Origin of the sequence: Vibrio atlanticus (assembly GCF_024347315.1) — a bacterium.
Classification (GTDB): Bacteria; Pseudomonadota; Gammaproteobacteria; order Enterobacterales; family Vibrionaceae; genus Vibrio; species Vibrio atlanticus.
This window is the reverse complement of record NZ_AP025460.1, coordinates 2,644,618-2,660,879: the sequence shown is the minus strand read 5'-3', so window position 1 is coordinate 2,660,879 and position 16,262 is coordinate 2,644,618. Positions and strand designations below refer to the sequence as shown.

The following is a 16,262-nucleotide window of genomic DNA, read 5'->3' as shown; positions in this document are numbered from 1 at the left end:
GCCATTTAAGGGAAATACAATGAAACCGAATATCCACCCTGATTACCGCCCCGTGGTTTTTCATGACACCAGTGTCGATGAGTACTTCTTAATCGGATCAACATTGAAAACAGATCGCACTATCGAATGGGAAGACGGAAATACTTATCCTTACTTCACGATTGAGGTGTCGTCAAAGTCGCATCCTTTCTATACGGGTAAACAGCGAGTGCTACATAAAGAGGGACGCGTTGCGAACTTCACTCGTCGTTTTGGTCAATTAGGTAAGGGAGCGAAATAGAATGAAAGTTGTGAAATCACTGAAAAGTGCGAAAAGCCGTCACCCAGATTGCCAAATAGTAAAGCGTAGAGGCCGTCTCTATGTCATCTGCAAATCCAACCCGAGATTCAAAGCGGTTCAAAAATAGTCAGTCAATTTGATGTGACATGAGTGTAAAAACGAGGGGAAAGTCAAACTTCATTCATTTGTCTGTTTTTCTTTTCCTTCGAGAGGAACTTTGCAGGAGAGTATGTGCTCACTTAGCGTACGCTGTTTCTTATTTGTCACTTTATCAATGGCTTACAAGCGCAAGCATAAACCGAATGAATGCATCCATACCAACTATAAACCTAACTTTCATACTTTAATTGGAGTTATTTGCTAATTTTTTGTTTTTATTAAGTTAAAAAGAATGGTTTGTTACACACTTTGTAACATTTACGATTTCTAATTGACCCTTTTGTCGAGTAATCTGCGCGGGCAATTTAAACATCTTTGTCACAATTGCACAGGAATCACTACAAGGAGGGAACTGATGAGTTCATCAGCTTCAATAAAAAACAATTCGCCTAAAAAACCTATTTTTACTCGCTTTTTAGATGGCGTTGAATATTTGGGGAACCTATTACCCCACCCAATCACTCTTTTCGCAATCTTCTGCTTAGCAATCCTCGTTACTTCAGGTATTGCTGGTTACTTCGAAGTGTCTGTTATGGACCCTCGACCAGAAGGTGCTAAAGGTCGTGCTGCTGACGGCATGATCCACGTTGTAAGTCTGCTTAACGCAGAAGGTCTACAACTTATTGTGACTAACTTAGTTAAGAACTTTGTTGGTTTTGCTCCACTAGGTACTGTACTTGTTGCTATGCTTGGTGTAGCGATTGCTGAACACTCAGGTCTACTATCTGCTGCAATGCGTGGCATGGTAATGGGTGCTTCTAAGCGTATGGTTACAGTAACGGTTGTGTTTGCAGGTATTATCTCTAACACAGCATCAGAGCTTGGCTATGTGGTACTTATTCCACTAGCAGCAATGCTTTTCCATTCTTTAGGTCGTCACCCTCTTGCTGGTCTTGCTGCGGCATTCGCTGGTGTGTCAGGTGGTTACTCTGCAAACCTACTTATCGGTACGGTTGACCCACTGCTTTCTGGTATTACAGAAACAGCGGCACAGATGATTGACCCGTCTTACACGGTTGGTCCTGAGTCAAACTGGTACTTCATGTTTGTTTCTACTTTCTTCATCGCGATTACAGGTGCATTTGTAACTGAGAAGATTGTTGAACCTAAGTTGGGTAAATACAACGACGAAGAAGCTTCTGAAGATTTATCAAATGATTCGATGGGCAGACTGACGGATGTTGAGAAGAAAGGTCTAAAACTAGCAGGTATTGCTGTATTGGCTGTTTCTGCACTTCTAGCGTGGACTATCGTTCCAGCTGACGGTGTTCTACGTTCAGCGTCTGGTACGGTTTCGGGTTCTCCATTCTTGAAGAGTATTGTTGCGTTTATCTTTGTATTCTTCGCTATTCCTGGTTTTGTTTACGGTAAAGTTACCGGTTCAATGAAGAACGATCGTGACGTGATCAATGCGATGGCAACGTCTATGTCTTCAATGGGCATGTACATTGTTCTTGTATTCTTTGCTGCACAGTTTGTTGCTTTCTTTAAGTGGACTAACTTTGGTCAAGTAATCGCTGTTGGTGGCGCTAGCTTCTTACAAGATATCGGTCTTACTGGCCCAATGTTGTTCTTTGCATTTATCCTAATGTGTGGCTTCATTAACCTAATGATCGGTTCGGCTTCTGCTCAGTGGGCAGTAACAGCACCTATCTTTGTACCTATGCTAATGCTTGTTGGTTACGCACCAGAAACGATTCAAGCAGCTTACCGTATCGGTGATTCAACGACGAACATCATTACACCAATGATGAGCTACTTCGGTCTTATTCTTGCTGTAGCGACGCGTTACATGAAGAACCTTGGTATCGGTACTCTGATTGCTACAATGCTTCCATACTCAATCTGCTTTATGTTCGGTTGGAGCATCTTGTTCTACCTATGGGTGTTCGTGTTTGGTCTTCCAGTAGGCCCAGGTGCAGCAACGTTCTACACGCCGTAGTAACGTTAGTACAAGTCATATTGTTAGATTTTAAAGCCTGCCTCGTGCAGGTTTTTTTTGATCGAAATTATGGTGTACCAATCACGGAAAGTGATCTGAAAGAGTGTAGAAAATTGGGATGATTTAAAAAGAAGAGATGGTGGCAAGATGGATCATCAATACTCCGTTAAAGTAACACTTAGTATCAAGTGTTAAGTAACAAGAACGGAGTATGTCGACAAACGTATCTACAGGTTTACGGTTTTGGCTATGAACGAATATCAATGTTTCTTAATGATTAGCGCTTTGCTAGCAGGCGATCAAGGTGATTCGCGAACTCACGACGATCGGTCTGTGAGAGGGCGCTTGGTCCACCCGTTTGGATGCCGCTTGAACGCATGGTATCCATAAAGTCACGAATGTTCAGGCGCGCTTTGATGGTTTCTTTGGTGTAGAGCTCGCCACGAGAGCTAAGTGCTTGACCACCTTTGGTGATCACTTCATCGGCGAGAGGGATATCGGATGTAATCACGAGATCACCGGGTTCAGTGCGTTTTACGATTTCATCATCTGCAATATCAAATCCGCTTGGGACTTGAATTGAGTGGATGTTATTGCGTTTAGGGACAGGAACCAGATGGTTTGCCACGAAGGTACATTCAACCCCTGTGCGCTCAGCTGCGCGTACGATTGTTTCTCGGATAACCTTAGGACAAGCGTCCGCATCAACCCATATTTTCATAGTGTTCTATTTCTCAGTTAGCTTATTGCTCAGTTAACTTATTGACCAGTTAATTTATTGATCAGTTAACTTGGCTTCTAGCGTGGCAACGCGGGCGGTAAGTTCAAGGATTTGCTTTTCCAGTTGGCTAACACGATCAAGTGCAGGCTCTTCTTGTGTCGCGACTTCAACTTTAGGAACGCGATTCGCGCCTTTCCAGCTCTTGATGGTTGTGATTAAAGCGGGCATCGGAACCGATGTACTCATACGAGCTTTAACTAAAGCAACTGTAGGCTCTTTCCCTTGTGCTTGCAGTCCTTCAAGCACTGATTTCAACTCTTCAGACACATCTTTTGTCAGCATGTTGACCTCCATTTTTAGTCTTCAGCCATTTTACTCGCTCTGGTGAGTGATAGCGAATCATAAAACCGCCCATAGCTTGTGAGAGATCTCTTACAAAGGTTGTGAGATAACACGAATACATTGCTAGATATATTGAGGTGCATATGGTTAAGTGATTGATTTTTTGTTGTTTTATATAATTAACAACTTTAATGAATTCAAAGTGTGATGCAAATCTATTGTCCCAAATCGTAAATCGCGTAAATTAAACCTTGTCGGAAGGATTCTGACACGGAACAGGAAAGCACCAAGGATTTGGTTATCTTCAGGATGAAGATTTGGTTACTTAGGATTGAGTAGTCAAGCATGGAGCGTAAGGACATTGTAGGGATACAGTCAGTTAACAGGAAGTTAGCTGCAACGGAATGACAATGGACACCTTTAGGATTTAAAGGGTTGGATTAGCATCAGGACGATGTAAAGGACACCGCTCACGGAACAAGTGATGTGCGCTAACTAGGATTGTTAGCTTTCAGGATGATTGGACACCGCTAGGACGGCGAAGTAAAGGAAAGAGCTGAAGGATTACAGCCACTATTATGGATGATGCATGGAGCATTTATTAGTAGCCGGACTGCTGCGAGTAAGACCCTAGCCCTGACACTTCGGTGTCGGGGCTTTTCTTTATCTGAGGCTTTTCTTCTCTCTAGGGGGCTCTTTAATTCAGGAGCTTTTATCTAAGATCGCGACATCTGCTTTTCTGCTAATGGTCAACACAAGGAGTGTTTTATGACGATAGCAACCTCAAGAACGCTGTTGATACCTTATACCGAACAGCTACAACACGACTTTATCAAGTTGAATTGCTGCCCCGTTAATCGTTCTGAAATGAATGGGCCGCACTCTATTGCCTCTGCGAAGTTCTTATTTCAAGAGATACTGCAAGACAACGTCGGCTTCTGCCGCGCTATCATCCACAACCAAACCCGTGAATATCTTGGACATGTCTTTATTTCAGCAGAAGAGGGTAGGCATGAGCTTGGCTTTATTTTGGATAAAGAGTATTGGAATCGCGGCTTTGCTAGTGAGGTGCTAAAACCATTTTTAAGTTTGGTGTGTTTTGAAGAGCGCCTAACGAATGTTGTTGCGACTGTGAATGTCGGCCACAACCCATCGATTAAGTTATTAGAAAAACTAGGGTTTGAATTTAAGGAAACCAAACAAGATTCGTTTGGCCCTTATCATGAATATAGCTATAACGCGCACTGCGACGTTACATTCTATGAGGCTGTAGCTCAAACCGCATAGAGCGGAAGCCCACCATGGTCAGTTTTCCTTGGTACAGGTCATCACCTAACGCCGAAAATTCAAAATGGTACACAGTATGCCAGCGCCAAATGGTCGTGAGCTCATGGCGCATCTTAAGTTTATGACCGTTGAAGGCGACACTTAATAATTGTAGGTCGAGCTCTTTACACTTTCTCGCAATGGCAGCTTTCGCAAGCTCGGATTGCCTGCGCTGCTGCCAAAATAGAAAGCAAAAGAAGCACAGCATCAAAATAGCCACTAAGTTATCTATCATTTAGTCCACACTTCCTTTTATCTTTCTATTCCAATCGTGTTTTTAGCTTATTGTTACGAACTACTGAGCTGTTCTGTCTAGTTTTTATTGCGACTTAGCCGCTTGTTGTAACTCAATCAATGCGTTTGCGAGTTCTGGTGATGGGTTCGAATTCAACAACGGCAAAAATACCATTCTTAGTGTCGGAATCATCACTAAATCTGCAAATAGCTGATTGAACAGGTTTTGGTTGCCTGTTTGTGCGAGGCGCAACAAGAATTGCTCGGCAATCGCTGGATCTTGTAGTGCGTGCCAGCTGCGACCAGCTAAACCAATTAACACCTCTTGGTGGCTTAAGCGTGGACTAGCGAGAACTTGGTTAATGATGTTATTCGCGATCCCTTGTTCTGCACCGGAAAGGGCACGAACCAAAGCTGACAGTAAGAACAAGTCAGGCTCTTTGCTTGCGATTTCATTCTCTGCAAGCTCTTGTAAGCGTTGCGCGAGTTTGTCATTGATTTGTGTATGCTCAAGCGCACCTAACGTCGCGTATAGCGGTTCTGATGGCAGCTTATTGATGGCTTTGCGAATTGACACACCGTTTTGTTGGCTGCCTAAACGCGCGCACATATCTGTGATACCTTGTAAGCCAACCGTTTTCCAGTTATTCCAACCAAGCTCACCTGTGAAGTAATGCTGAGCGTGCTCGTAATATTGGCTCGTCGCGAGGTCTAACCCTGCTCTTACTTGGCTATGGAATACGGCCATTTTGTCTTCAGAAGGCTTGAAGGTATAAGGGTTGTTTGACAGCTTTTGTTGTTGCTCTTCGCTGATATCACCGTTCAAACGCGTGCCCATTGCTTCGATAACAAACTTAAGAAAATTACCCACATCCCCTTGATGCAGTAAGCCTCTTTCATCGAGTTTGAATTTTAGGAACCAGATCCAAGGTTGCTTGTGTTCGTTCCAGTAGCTAATCGCTAAGTGAGCTTGTTTTTGAAGTGGAAACGGGTATGGCTGTTTCCCCTGCTCAACATCAGAGAATAGGGTGTTGTCGATCTTTTGGATACGACGACCGAGGTCGTAGATATCGTATTGGCAACCGCTATTCTTTAGCAACTGAGTGAGCGTGTGAATCGTTTCCATAGTAATAAAGCTCCTAACTTTCTTTCCTAAATAGATGGTACTCTATGCCCCAATTTCAAGGTCACTAGATAAATAACTTGGTGAAAAATGACAGCTGCCACAAAGTTACCTCTTTTACTTCAACAATTAGAACAACAAATGCGCCAATGTTCGCTATGGAGTGATGTTTCGCCTTCGGATGAAGCTTTGGCGAGCGTTGAGCCTTTTGCGATTGACTCGCTACAGCCAGAAGAGTGGTTGCAGTGGATCTTTATCGTAAAGATCAACGCAATGATGGATGCCCAAATGAGCCTACCGAAAGGCTTTGCGATTCATCCTTATTTTGGTGAAGTGTGGAAAAATGAGGCAGACAAAGCTGAGCTGCTAGTGACGATTCAGAGCATTGATGAGGTATGCGCGTAATGTTAGAGATCATTTATCAAGATGAGCATTTTGTCGCGGTGAATAAGCCTGCGGGTATGCTAGTGCATCGCTCATGGTTGGATAAACACGAGACTCAGTTTGTGATGCAGACTCTGCGCGACCAAATTGGTCAGCACGTATTTCCTCTGCATCGCTTAGACCGTCCAACGTCTGGCGTATTGGTGTTTGCTCTGTCGAGTGAAGTTGCCTCTGAGGTGATGCCGATGTTCGCCAACCACGAGATGCAAAAAACCTATCATGCGATTGTGCGTGGTTGGATAGAAGAGGGCGATACGCTCGATTATGCGCTTAAGGTTGAGCTGGATAAGATCGCCGATAAGTTCGCGAAAGAAGATAAAGAACCACAAGAAGCCGTCACTGTTTACGAGCCGTTAGCTAAAGTTGAAGTGCCGTATTCAACAGGCCGTTTTCCTACCAGTCGTTATTGCTTAGTTGAGATGATGCCAAAGACAGGACGTAAACATCAGCTGCGTCGTCACATGGCTCATCTAAGACACCCAATCGTGGGCGATACTTCACATGGTGATGGTAAGCATAACCGACTGTTCCGTGATGATTTAGACTCACACCGTCTGTTGCTGCATGCTTCTGAATTGCGCTTCATTCATCCTTTCACTAAAGAAGAGTTGGTGATGAAGGCGAACTTAGATGAAACGTGGTTAAGGTTGTTTGAAACTTTTGAGTGGAATGCCAACTTAATCGATGCTCAAACTTGCTTGTCGAAGTAAGTCACGCGTGTTTAAGCAATCGCGAGTCTAAGTGAATAGAGAAAATAGAATAAAAACAAAGGGCTGATAGTGATATCAGCCCTTTTTGATGTCTGTGCGACCTTAACGGCATAACTAATGTAGGTTAGTTAATCGTTAATCGCTAACAGTTAATCGCGGGATCATTTAAGTTTTTCTAGATCGGCTTCGATCTCTGCGATCTTGCTTGATACCACTTTTTCTAGATGGCGTAAGTCAGTAAGGATCTTCTGCTTCACATCCACCTCAGCCGTTGGCGTCGGTTTGGTGATCTTGTTGAGTTCATCAATCACAAGAGTGAGGTTGCGGTTAATCTCGGTCACTTCTTTGTATTGATTATTGCCGCCGCTAACAAGCACACTTTTTACTTGTCGCGGGTACTTAAACTTAACGCTTTTCGCGAACAGTTCACCTTTCTGCTTACGAAAGTAAATCTTCAGGATATCTTTGTGCGCTTCTTGGCGAAGGGAGTAACGTTCAATCTGTTTAGGTTCGTGGATACCTAAGCCAGTGAGGTTTGGATACATAAGCGACCTCTAGGTTATGAATGTAATACTTTTATGTAATTGACTTGATCAATGTAGCAGCCTAACGACGAGCTAGATAGTTGATATCTGTGAATTGATTGTAAGTTGTGGGCAAGATCGCTCTCTATCTTTGCCCACACTTATTTGGCTATTAAAGCAGCTCCTAGAGCTAAACTTGTTTCCTCGTCACAACTTATTTCTAGCTCTAAATTAGCTTTCTAAGGTGCGAGTTCTGAAACGTGCTCGGTTAATCTTTCTCTTAAGGCTTGTTCTTGCTCTTCAGACAACCTTCCTCCCGCGTCACTGGTCAGAATAAACAAATCTTCTGCACGTTCGCCGATGGTGGTAATTTTAGCGCCGTGCAAATTGATGTCTAACTCAGCAAAGGTTGCGCCGACTTGAGCCAACAAACCCGGTGTGTCAAGAGCTCTCAATTCCATCAAGGTGCGCTTCTTGCTCTTAGTTGGTAGGAACTCAACCCGAGTTTTTACCTTGAAATGCTGCAAGTTTCGAGGCGTGCGACGTGTCTTAATCTTAGTTGGACGGCCATCAGCTAGAACATGAGTTAGATGTTTCGCAACGGCTTTGTGTCTTGCTTCATCAATCGCTTCACCATGCTGATCAAGTACGATAAAGGTATCCAAAACGTGACCATCTTTGCTGACCATGACCTGTGCGTCGTGAACGTTAAAGTTACGTCTGTCGAGCTCGGCAACAACGGTTGCGAAAAGTGCCGCTTGGTCTTTACAGTATACGAATACCTCTGTACCACCTCGTGTTGCTTTTTTGCTGATAAGTACTAAAGGTTGGCTCGGATCTTCTAAGCGAAGTAGGTGCTCACAGTGCCAAGCAATTTGAGTGTGTGTATGACGCAAAAAATAGTCAGCTTTAAAACGCTGCCACAACACTTCAATTTCACGAGCGGAGAAACCTTCTTTACGCAGCAGTGCAGATGCCATTTGTTGATTGTGACGAATACGGTCTCTGACATCGACTGGGTTTTCCAAGCCGCGACGCAGTGCTCGCTGCGTAGAATGGAATAGCTCTGCGAGTAGGGTACGTTTCCAGCTGTTCCAGAGCTCTGGGTTGGTTGCACAGATATCAGCGACAGTTAAGCAAACCAGCAGCTCAAGTGACTCTTCATCGCGAACTTTTTTGGCGAATTCGGTAATCACATCCGGATCGTAGATATCACGGCGCTGAGCGGTCACTGACATTAACAGGTGGTTTTGTACTAGCCACGCAACTTGTTTGGCTTCAGGCTTCGATAGTCCATGCTCAATACAGAAAGAGTAAGCTTCAACAGCACCGATCTCGGAGTGGTCTCCACCACGGCCTTTTCCGATGTCGTGGAAGATTGCGGCTAGGATCAGGAGTTCTTTTTTCTGAACTCGAGGGTACACTTCACAACAAATTGGGTGTTTGTCGTGGTTCTCTACTTGGCTAAAGCGGTTAATGTGCTTGAGCAGGCGAATACTGTGTTCATCCACGGTGTAAACGTGGAACAGATCAAACTGCATTTGGCCGACAATTTGGCTCCATTGCGGTAAGTACGCCGATAGCACGCCCAGTTTATGCATCAAGCTAAAAGCTTTGTGCAGTGCGTTGGGGTGGCGAACTAAATCCATGAACTTGTCACGAGCTTCAGGAATGGTATGCAGGAAGCGGTTCAATCGGCGACGCGCCGTTCGCAGTTGTCGTAATGTTGGTGGGCTTACCCCTTCGATCGTCGAGTCATTCGCGATATGGATAAACATATCGAGAATCGTTTCTGGCCGTGCTTGGAATAGGGCTGGCTTACGCGCTTCGATTAATGAACCTCGACGTTGGAAGTCATTGTCGAGAATCTCGGCTTCTTGTGTTTGACCACCGTTAATGATGGCTTGGTCAAACAGCTTAAGCAGCATCTTGTTGAGCTCTGCTACACGACGAAGTGTTCGGTAGAACTCTTTCATCATCATCTCGACACCACGATTGCCTTCACCGGTATAACCAAGATGTTCGGCTACTTGAGCCTGATGTGCGAAGGTAAGACGATTGTCGTAGCGGCGTAGTTCGATATGCAATGCAAAGCGAACGCGCCATAAGAAATCTTGGCACTCCACGAGTTCACGATATTCGGCATCGGTAAGAAAGCCATACTTGCTCATTTCTAACAAAGAAGTCGCACCGAAGTGGCGACGTGCTACCCAACTCAGAGTGTGGATGTCTCTGAGCCCGCCCGGAGTTGATTTGATATCCGGCTCTAGATTGTAAGTTGTGTCGTGATAACGAGCGTGACGCTCTCTCTGTTCTTGAATCTTCGCCTTGTAGAAGGTCTCACTTGGCCAAAATGAATCGGAATGAATCTTAAGCTTTAACTCTTGAAAGGTGTCTTCGCTTCCGCATAGTAAACGTGACTCTTGCAAGTTGGTCGCAACGGTTAAATCATCGATGCCGATCTCAAGACACTCGGCAATGGTACGCACTGCGTGGCCGACTTCTAGCTTCAAATCCCACAATAGGGTGATGAATTGACTGACTTTCTCACCTAGTGCTGGTGGCAGAGTTTTTTGCGAGACGATGAGAATATCAATGTCGGATAAAGGGTGTAGTTCACCACGGCCATAGCCGCCTACTGCGACCAGTGCGATATGTGGCAATTTGCTAAATCCGAAATGTTCCCATAAACGATTGAGAAGCAAATCCATGTATTCGGAGCGCAGCAGAACCAAATCGGTAACTGGATGATGATTTAGAAATTCACTCTTTTGATACTGCGTGAAGATTTCGAGCTGATTTTTTAATTCGCAGATTTCAAGTTGTTCGTCATTGAACGTAATAGGGCATTGATAAGGCATAGTCTGCTATCCGTGCAAGCAAATGAGAATAGTAAACAATTTAACAGAAGCTGATGCAAAATCGAAATTGAGCGGATAAAAAAATATCCTCGGCAATGCGAGGATATTTTCAAAAGTCTGAGGTGTTCAGTTTGTTGAACTAAGCATTCTTCATAATACGTGGAATCGTATCATCGCTGCGTAGTGTTAGTACTTCACAACCTGTATCAGTCACAACTAATGTGTGTTCCCACTGAGCCGAGTTCTTGCTGTCAGCTGTGTACACTGTCCAGCTATCTTCGTCATCTAGACGGCAACCAAATTTACCAGCATTGATCATTGGCTCGATTGTGAAACACATGCCTGCTTTTAGCACTGTGCGATCGCTGTTTTTGTAGTGAACGACTTGTGGATCTTCGTGGAACTCAGAACCAATGCCGTGACCACAGTAATCTTTTACAATAGAGAACTTAGCGCGTGGGTTATTCTTGTTGTTTGTCTTGATGTACTTCTCGATAGCAGTACCAACTTGGCCAAGTTGAACGCCTGGTTTAACCTGACGCATGCCTTCGTAAAGTGCTTCTTGAGCAACCATGCATAGACGTTTGTTTGCTGGTGAAACTTCACCCACAAGGAACATTTTAGATGTGTCACCATGGTAACCTTGCGGACGAGTGCTTAGGTCTGCATTTTCGTCATCAGGAACAATCACAGTGATATCAACGTTTAGAATATCGCCATCTTTCAATACTGCAGGTTTGAATTGACCTGTGCTACCAGTCTCATCTTGTGATGCTGGAATACCATGACACACGATGTGGTTGATAGACGTACAGATAGACTTAGGGAAACCGTGGTAATCAAGTGGTGCTGAGTATGCGCCTCTCTCTAGAGCGTACTCGTGACAGATTTGGTTAAGCTCTTCTGTCGTTGTACCCACTTGGATGTGAGGTTCAATCATCTCTAAAATTTCAGAAGCCAGCTTGCCGGCGACGCGCATTTTTTCAATTTCTTCAGCAGTTTTAATTTTTACAGCCATTGCATATCTCTTAATTTGGTAGCACCTAAGTGTGCATATTGGGGCTATTCTATCAGTGCAGCATTTTAGCGCAACATTCCCATATCCATACAATGCTGGTGGATACTACTTAACTTAAGCCGATATTGCGCTGTAAGACGATGCTGAATCGATTTGATTAGGCCGCGATTTATCGGTGAAATCCACTAATAGGCTACAGTATAGCAGTCGCCATTTTTGGATTTTTTTCTAGCCATAGATAGACAAAATATGGTATAAAGCGCGCCGGACATCAGGACTGTTTTCTCCAATTGGCGAAACAAGCTTTGTGTCCACTAACTTATTTCTTTAAATCACACACATTCCGACACATGTTCCGGGGTGCCTCAACAACACAGATAACGGCTGAAAAGTGGTTAGTTGTTAGGGGTCGGATTCATGGGGGATGTGGAGGCCTAACCCCATAGAGGATTTTAAAATGGCAACTGTATCAATGCGCGATATGCTTAAAGCTGGTGTTCACTTCGGTCACCAAACTCGTTACTGGAACCCAAAAATGAAGCCATTCATCTTTGGTGCTCGTAACAAAGTACATATCATCAACCTAGAAAAAACTGTACCAATGTTCAACGACGCTCTAGCTGAAATCGCTAAAGTTGGCGAGAAGAAAGGTAAAGTTCTTTTTGTTGGCACTAAGCGCGCTGCATCTGAAGCTGTTAAAGAAGCTGCTATCAACAGCAACCAGTTCTACGTTAACAACCGCTGGTTAGGCGGTATGCTAACGAACTACAAAACTGTTCGTCAGTCTATCAAGCGTCTGAAAGAACTTGAAGCGCAAGCTCAAGACGGTACTTTCGACAAGCTTACTAAGAAAGAAGCTCTAATGCGCACTCGTGAAATGGAGAAGCTAGAGAAGTCTCTTGGTGGTATCAAGAACATGGGCGGCCTTCCAGACGCTCTATTCGTTATCGATGCTGATCACGAACACATCGCAGTTAAAGAAGCAAACAACCTAGGTATCCCAGTTTACGCTGTAGTTGATACTAACTCTAACCCAGACGGTGTTGACTTCGTTATCCCTGGTAACGATGATGCAATCCGTGCAGTACAGCTTTACCTAAACGCTGCTGCAGACGCGGTTAAAGAAGGTCGTAACAAAGATGTTGCTGCTGTAGCTGCTGAAAAAGACGGTTTTGTAGAAGCTGAATAATAGCGGCTCTGAGCCATATTTAGTTCATATTAAGCGGTCATAATCGATGGCTTAAGAACTGAATACAGTCAATATCAGGGGCCAATTAATTAGGCCCCTGTTTTTTATCTTTTTTAGAATTTACTGAGGAATAGAGAATGGCAACTGTAACTGCAGCTCTAGTTAAAGAACTTCGTGAACGCACAGCTGCGGGCATGATGGAATGTAAAAAAGCGCTTGTTGCTGCTGAAGGCGACATCGAGCTAGCAATTGAAAATATGCGTAAATCTGGCGCAGCGAAAGCAGCTAAAAAAGCTGGTAACGTTGCTGCTGAAGGCGCAATCATCATTAAAGAAGAAGCTGGCGTTGCTGCTCTTCTTGAAGTGAACTGCCAAACTGATTTCGTAGCTAAAGATGCAGGTTTCCTTGCATTCGCTAACGAAGTTGCTGAAGTTGCTCTAGCTGAACGTCTAGACATCGTTGCACTTCAAGCTAAGTTTGAAGACGCACGTATCGCTCTAGTAACTAAGATCGGTGAGAACATCAGCATCCGTCGTGTTGAGCTTGTTGAAGGTGTTGCACTAGCTTCTTACCGTCACGGCGAGAAAATCGGTGTTGTTGTTGCTGGTGAAGGCGAAGCTGAAACGCTTAAGCACATCGCTATGCACGTTGCTGCTTCTAAGCCTGAGTACGTTAACCCATCTGACGTACCTGCTGACGTAGTAGAAAAAGAAAAAGCTGTTCAAGTTGAAATCGCTATGAACGAAGGCAAACCACAAGAGATCGCTGAGAAAATGGTTATCGGCCGTATGAAGAAATTCACGGGCGAAGTATCTCTTACTGGTCAAGCTTTCATCATGGAACCTAAGAAAACTGTTGCTGACATTCTTAAAGAGAAAGGCGCATCAGTTACTACCTTCGTTCGTTTAGAAGTTGGTGAAGGTATCGAGAAAGCAGCTGAAATGAGCTTCGCAGACGAAGTTGCAGCGGTACAAAAAGGTTAATCCTTAGCGTATTGTTTGAAAAGAGACCGTGGCAAATGCTGCGGTCTTTTTATGAATAATGAATTATTTCCGGCTTTTAGCTGTTATGAATGCAAACTGAGCTCTTCAGTTTTTATCCATGACTGTTAATCATCAACTCTTTGGAAGGTAAGCTCCATGACTACGAACCCTAAACCAGCGTATCAACGTATTCTGTTAAAACTTAGCGGTGAAGCGCTACAAGGCGAAGAAGGTTTTGGTATTGACCCAACGATCCTTGATCGTATGGCTCAAGAAGTAAAAGAATTAGTTGAACTAGGCGTTCAAGTTGGTGTTGTTATCGGTGGTGGTAACCTTTTCCGTGGCGCAGGCCTAGCAGAAGCGGGTATGAACCGTGTTGTTGGTGACCATATGGGGATGCTTGCAACGGTAATGAACGGCCTTGCTATGCGTGACGCACTACACCGTGCTTACGTAAACGCACGTGTAATGTCAGCAATTCCTCTTAAAGGTGTATGTGACGACTACAACTGGGCAGATGCAATCAGCCAACTACGTCAAGGTCGTGTTGTGATCTTCTCTGCAGGTACTGGTAACCCATTCTTTACTACAGACTCTGCTGCATGTTTACGCGGTATCGAAATCGAAGCTGACGTAGTTCTAAAAGCAACAAAAGTAGATGGTGTATTTACTGCTGACCCAGTAGCAAACCCAGACGCAGAGTTGTATGATACGTTGTCTTACAACACAATTCTTGAGAAAGAATTGAAAGTAATGGACTTGGCCGCATTTACGCTAGCACGTGACCACAAAATGCCAATCCGTGTATTTAACATGAATAAGCCAGGCGCACTACGTCGCGTGGTTATGGGTGAAACTGAAGGTACATTAATCAGCGACGCTGACTAATTTTTCGGGCTTACTGAAGTATAATGCTTCGGTAAGCTTATCCTTATCACTCCAAATAAAAAGCTTTCTTGAAGAAAGAACATAATCAAGGTGAAATTGTGATTAACGAAATCAAAAAAGACGCTCAAGAGCGCATGGTAAAAAGTGTTGATGCACTAAAAAACAGCCTACAAAAAATCCGTACAGGCCGTGCTCACCCGAGCCTACTTTCTGGTCTTACTGTTGAGTACTACGGTGCACCAACACCTTTGACTCAAGTAGCTAACGTTATTGCTGAAGACGCACGTACACTAGCAATTACAGTGTTTGATAAAACACTGACTCCTCTTGTTGAAAAAGCAATCATGACTTCTGACCTAGGCTTAAACCCTATGTCTGCAGGTACGGTTATTCGCGTTCCACTTCCACCGCTTACGGAAGAGCGTCGTAAAGACCTAGTTAAAATCGTTCGTGGCGAAGCTGAAGGTGGCCGTGTTGCTATTCGTAACATCCGTCGTGACGCGAATGGCGATCTAAAAGCGCTTCTTAAAGACAAAGAAATTTCAGAAGACGAAGATCGTAAAGCACAAGACGAAATTCAAAAGCTAACTGACGCTGCGGTTAAGAACGTAGACGAAGTTCTAGCAGTTAAAGAAAAAGAGTTGATGGAAGTTTAATTTTCCATATTCTTTTCTTTCAGGAAAAACGCTGTACTCACGGTGCAGCGTTTTTTTATGCTATTCTGTTCGACTATTAGAATTTGATTCACTCTTTTATGCATAATTCTCAAGCGTTCACAGACTCTCTTCCTAAACACATTGCTATCATTATGGATGGTAATGGTCGCTGGGCAAAAGCCCAGGGTAAGCCTCGTGTCTTTGGTCATAAAAATGGCGTTCAAGCCGTTCGAAAAACCATATCTTCAGCAGCCAGACTTGGCATTAAAGCCGTAACTCTTTTTGCTTTTAGTAGTGAAAATTGGCGTCGTCCTGAAGAAGAAGTGGGTCTCTTGATGGAACTGTTTATTTCAGTGCTGTCGAGTGAAGTAAAAAAGCTTCATAAAAATAATCTACAACTTCGTGTTATTGGTGATAAAAGTCGTTTTAATGCGCGACTACAAAAGAAAATAGAAGAAGCGGAAGCTTTGACTAGCACCAATACGGGTATGGTTATTAATATTGCGGCTAACTACGGCGGTAAGTGGGATATCCAGCAAGCGATGACTTCGATTGCTCAACAGGTTAAGTCTGGCGATATTAATGTAGAAGACATTGATGAAGCTATGATTACACAGCACCTGACGATGGCAGATATTCCAGAAGTCGATCTACTTATCCGCACCAGTGGCGAGTGCCGCATTAGTAACTTTATGCTTTGGCAATTAGCTTACGCCGAAATGTATTTCACTGAACAATTCTGGCCAGACTTTAATGAAGACAGCTTAGTAGAAGCTGTGACTTGGTTTGTAAACCGCGAGCGTCGTTTTGGATGCACCGGTGAGCAAATTAAAGCTCTGATGGACAGTTAATAAGGATTTTT

18 protein-coding genes are annotated in these 16,262 nt (G+C 43.9%); 11 read left to right on the top strand and 7 right to left on the bottom strand.

Annotated elements, in window-relative coordinates:
* Positions 1–19 precede the first annotated feature (19 nt).
* From OCV30_RS11830 to OCV30_RS11820, 3 genes are all read left to right on the top strand, one after another.
* Positions 20–280 (top strand): type B 50S ribosomal protein L31, encoded by a 261-nt coding sequence (locus OCV30_RS11830; protein ID WP_009847432.1) that lies wholly within the window; start codon positions 20–22, stop codon positions 278–280.
* Position 281: 1 nt separating this feature from the next.
* Complete coding sequence (gene ykgO / locus OCV30_RS11825) at positions 282–407, top strand: type B 50S ribosomal protein L36 (RefSeq protein WP_009847431.1); 126 nt, start codon at positions 282–284, stop codon at positions 405–407.
* A gap of 387 nt (positions 408–794) precedes the next feature.
* On the top strand, positions 795–2,381 hold the full coding sequence (locus OCV30_RS11820) for an AbgT family transporter (RefSeq protein ID WP_009847430.1): 1,587 nt from the start codon (positions 795–797) through the stop codon (positions 2,379–2,381).
* 277 nt (positions 2,382–2,658) lie between these two features.
* Here OCV30_RS11820 and OCV30_RS11815 read toward each other — a convergent pair whose 3' ends face one another.
* On the bottom strand, positions 2,659–3,102 hold the full coding sequence (locus OCV30_RS11815) for a YaiI/YqxD family protein (RefSeq protein WP_009847429.1): 444 nt from the start codon (positions 3,100–3,102) through the stop codon (positions 2,659–2,661).
* A gap of 54 nt (positions 3,103–3,156) precedes the next feature.
* On the bottom strand, positions 3,157–3,444 hold the full coding sequence (locus OCV30_RS11810) for a hypothetical protein (RefSeq protein WP_065679082.1): 288 nt from the start codon (positions 3,442–3,444) through the stop codon (positions 3,157–3,159).
* Between the two features lie 768 nt (positions 3,445–4,212).
* On the opposite strand from OCV30_RS11810, the gene OCV30_RS11805 reads away from it, so the two are divergent.
* A complete protein-coding gene (locus tag OCV30_RS11805) occupies positions 4,213–4,731 on the top strand; it encodes a GNAT family N-acetyltransferase (protein WP_065679081.1) in 519 nt (172 codons plus the stop codon).
* Here OCV30_RS11805 and OCV30_RS11800 read toward each other — a convergent pair.
* Positions 4,697–5,005, bottom strand: a complete 309-nt coding sequence (locus OCV30_RS11800; protein WP_009847426.1) for a DUF3301 domain-containing protein — start codon at positions 5,003–5,005, stop codon at positions 4,697–4,699. The genes OCV30_RS11805 and OCV30_RS11800 overlap by 35 nt on opposite strands.
* 84 nt (positions 5,006–5,089) lie before the next feature.
* Positions 5,090–6,130 (bottom strand): DUF3549 family protein, encoded by a 1,041-nt coding sequence (locus OCV30_RS11795; RefSeq protein ID WP_065679080.1) that lies wholly within the window; start codon positions 6,128–6,130, stop codon positions 5,090–5,092.
* Between the two features lie 87 nt (positions 6,131–6,217).
* On the opposite strand from OCV30_RS11795, the gene OCV30_RS11790 reads away from it, so the two are divergent.
* The gene (locus OCV30_RS11790) at positions 6,218–6,532 is read left to right on the top strand and encodes a YqcC family protein (RefSeq protein ID WP_012604609.1); all 315 of its coding nucleotides are present in this window, start codon (positions 6,218–6,220) and stop codon (positions 6,530–6,532) included.
* Entirely contained in the window at positions 6,532–7,281 is a 750-nt protein-coding gene (gene truC / locus OCV30_RS11785; RefSeq protein ID WP_065679079.1) for a tRNA pseudouridine(65) synthase TruC, read from the top strand. The genes OCV30_RS11790 and truC overlap by 1 nt, the downstream gene beginning before the upstream one ends.
* 161 nt (positions 7,282–7,442) lie before the next feature.
* Here truC and OCV30_RS11780 read toward each other — a convergent pair whose 3' ends face one another.
* The 3 genes from OCV30_RS11780 to map all read right to left on the bottom strand — a co-directional run bounded on the left by OCV30_RS11780 (position 7,443) and on the right by map (position 11,684).
* Positions 7,443–7,826 (bottom strand): DUF3461 family protein, encoded by a 384-nt coding sequence (locus OCV30_RS11780; RefSeq protein ID WP_004734354.1) that lies wholly within the window; start codon positions 7,824–7,826, stop codon positions 7,443–7,445.
* Between the two features lie 218 nt (positions 7,827–8,044).
* Positions 8,045–10,666, bottom strand: a complete 2,622-nt coding sequence (gene glnD, locus OCV30_RS11775) for a bifunctional uridylyltransferase/uridylyl-removing protein GlnD (RefSeq protein ID WP_065679078.1) — start codon at positions 10,664–10,666, stop codon at positions 8,045–8,047.
* Positions 10,667–10,805: 139 nt separating this feature from the next.
* Positions 10,806–11,684: a type I methionyl aminopeptidase gene (gene map, locus OCV30_RS11770; protein ID WP_012604605.1), complete on the bottom strand. Its 879-nt coding sequence runs from the start codon at positions 11,682–11,684 to the stop codon at positions 10,806–10,808.
* Between the two features lie 457 nt (positions 11,685–12,141).
* Here map and rpsB point away from each other — a divergent pair, with 457 nt between their 5' ends.
* The 5 genes from rpsB (at position 12,142) to OCV30_RS11745 (ending at position 16,251) form a co-directional block, all read left to right on the top strand.
* Entirely contained in the window at positions 12,142–12,873 is a 732-nt protein-coding gene (gene rpsB, locus OCV30_RS11765; protein WP_009847420.1) for a 30S ribosomal protein S2, read from the top strand.
* Positions 12,874–13,010: 137 nt separating this feature from the next.
* A complete protein-coding gene (tsf, locus tag OCV30_RS11760) occupies positions 13,011–13,856 on the top strand; it encodes a translation elongation factor Ts (RefSeq protein WP_009847419.1) in 846 nt (281 codons plus the stop codon).
* Positions 13,857–14,012: 156 nt separating this feature from the next.
* A complete protein-coding gene (gene pyrH, locus OCV30_RS11755) occupies positions 14,013–14,744 on the top strand; it encodes a UMP kinase (RefSeq protein WP_009847418.1) in 732 nt (243 codons plus the stop codon).
* Positions 14,745–14,842: 98 nt separating this feature from the next.
* Positions 14,843–15,400, top strand: coding sequence for a ribosome recycling factor (frr, locus tag OCV30_RS11750; RefSeq protein ID WP_009847417.1), 558 nt, complete (start codon positions 14,843–14,845; stop codon positions 15,398–15,400).
* Between the two features lie 98 nt (positions 15,401–15,498).
* The gene (locus OCV30_RS11745; RefSeq protein WP_065679077.1) at positions 15,499–16,251 is read left to right on the top strand and encodes an isoprenyl transferase; all 753 of its coding nucleotides are present in this window, start codon (positions 15,499–15,501) and stop codon (positions 16,249–16,251) included.
* The last annotated feature ends 11 nt before the right edge of the window (positions 16,252–16,262 follow it).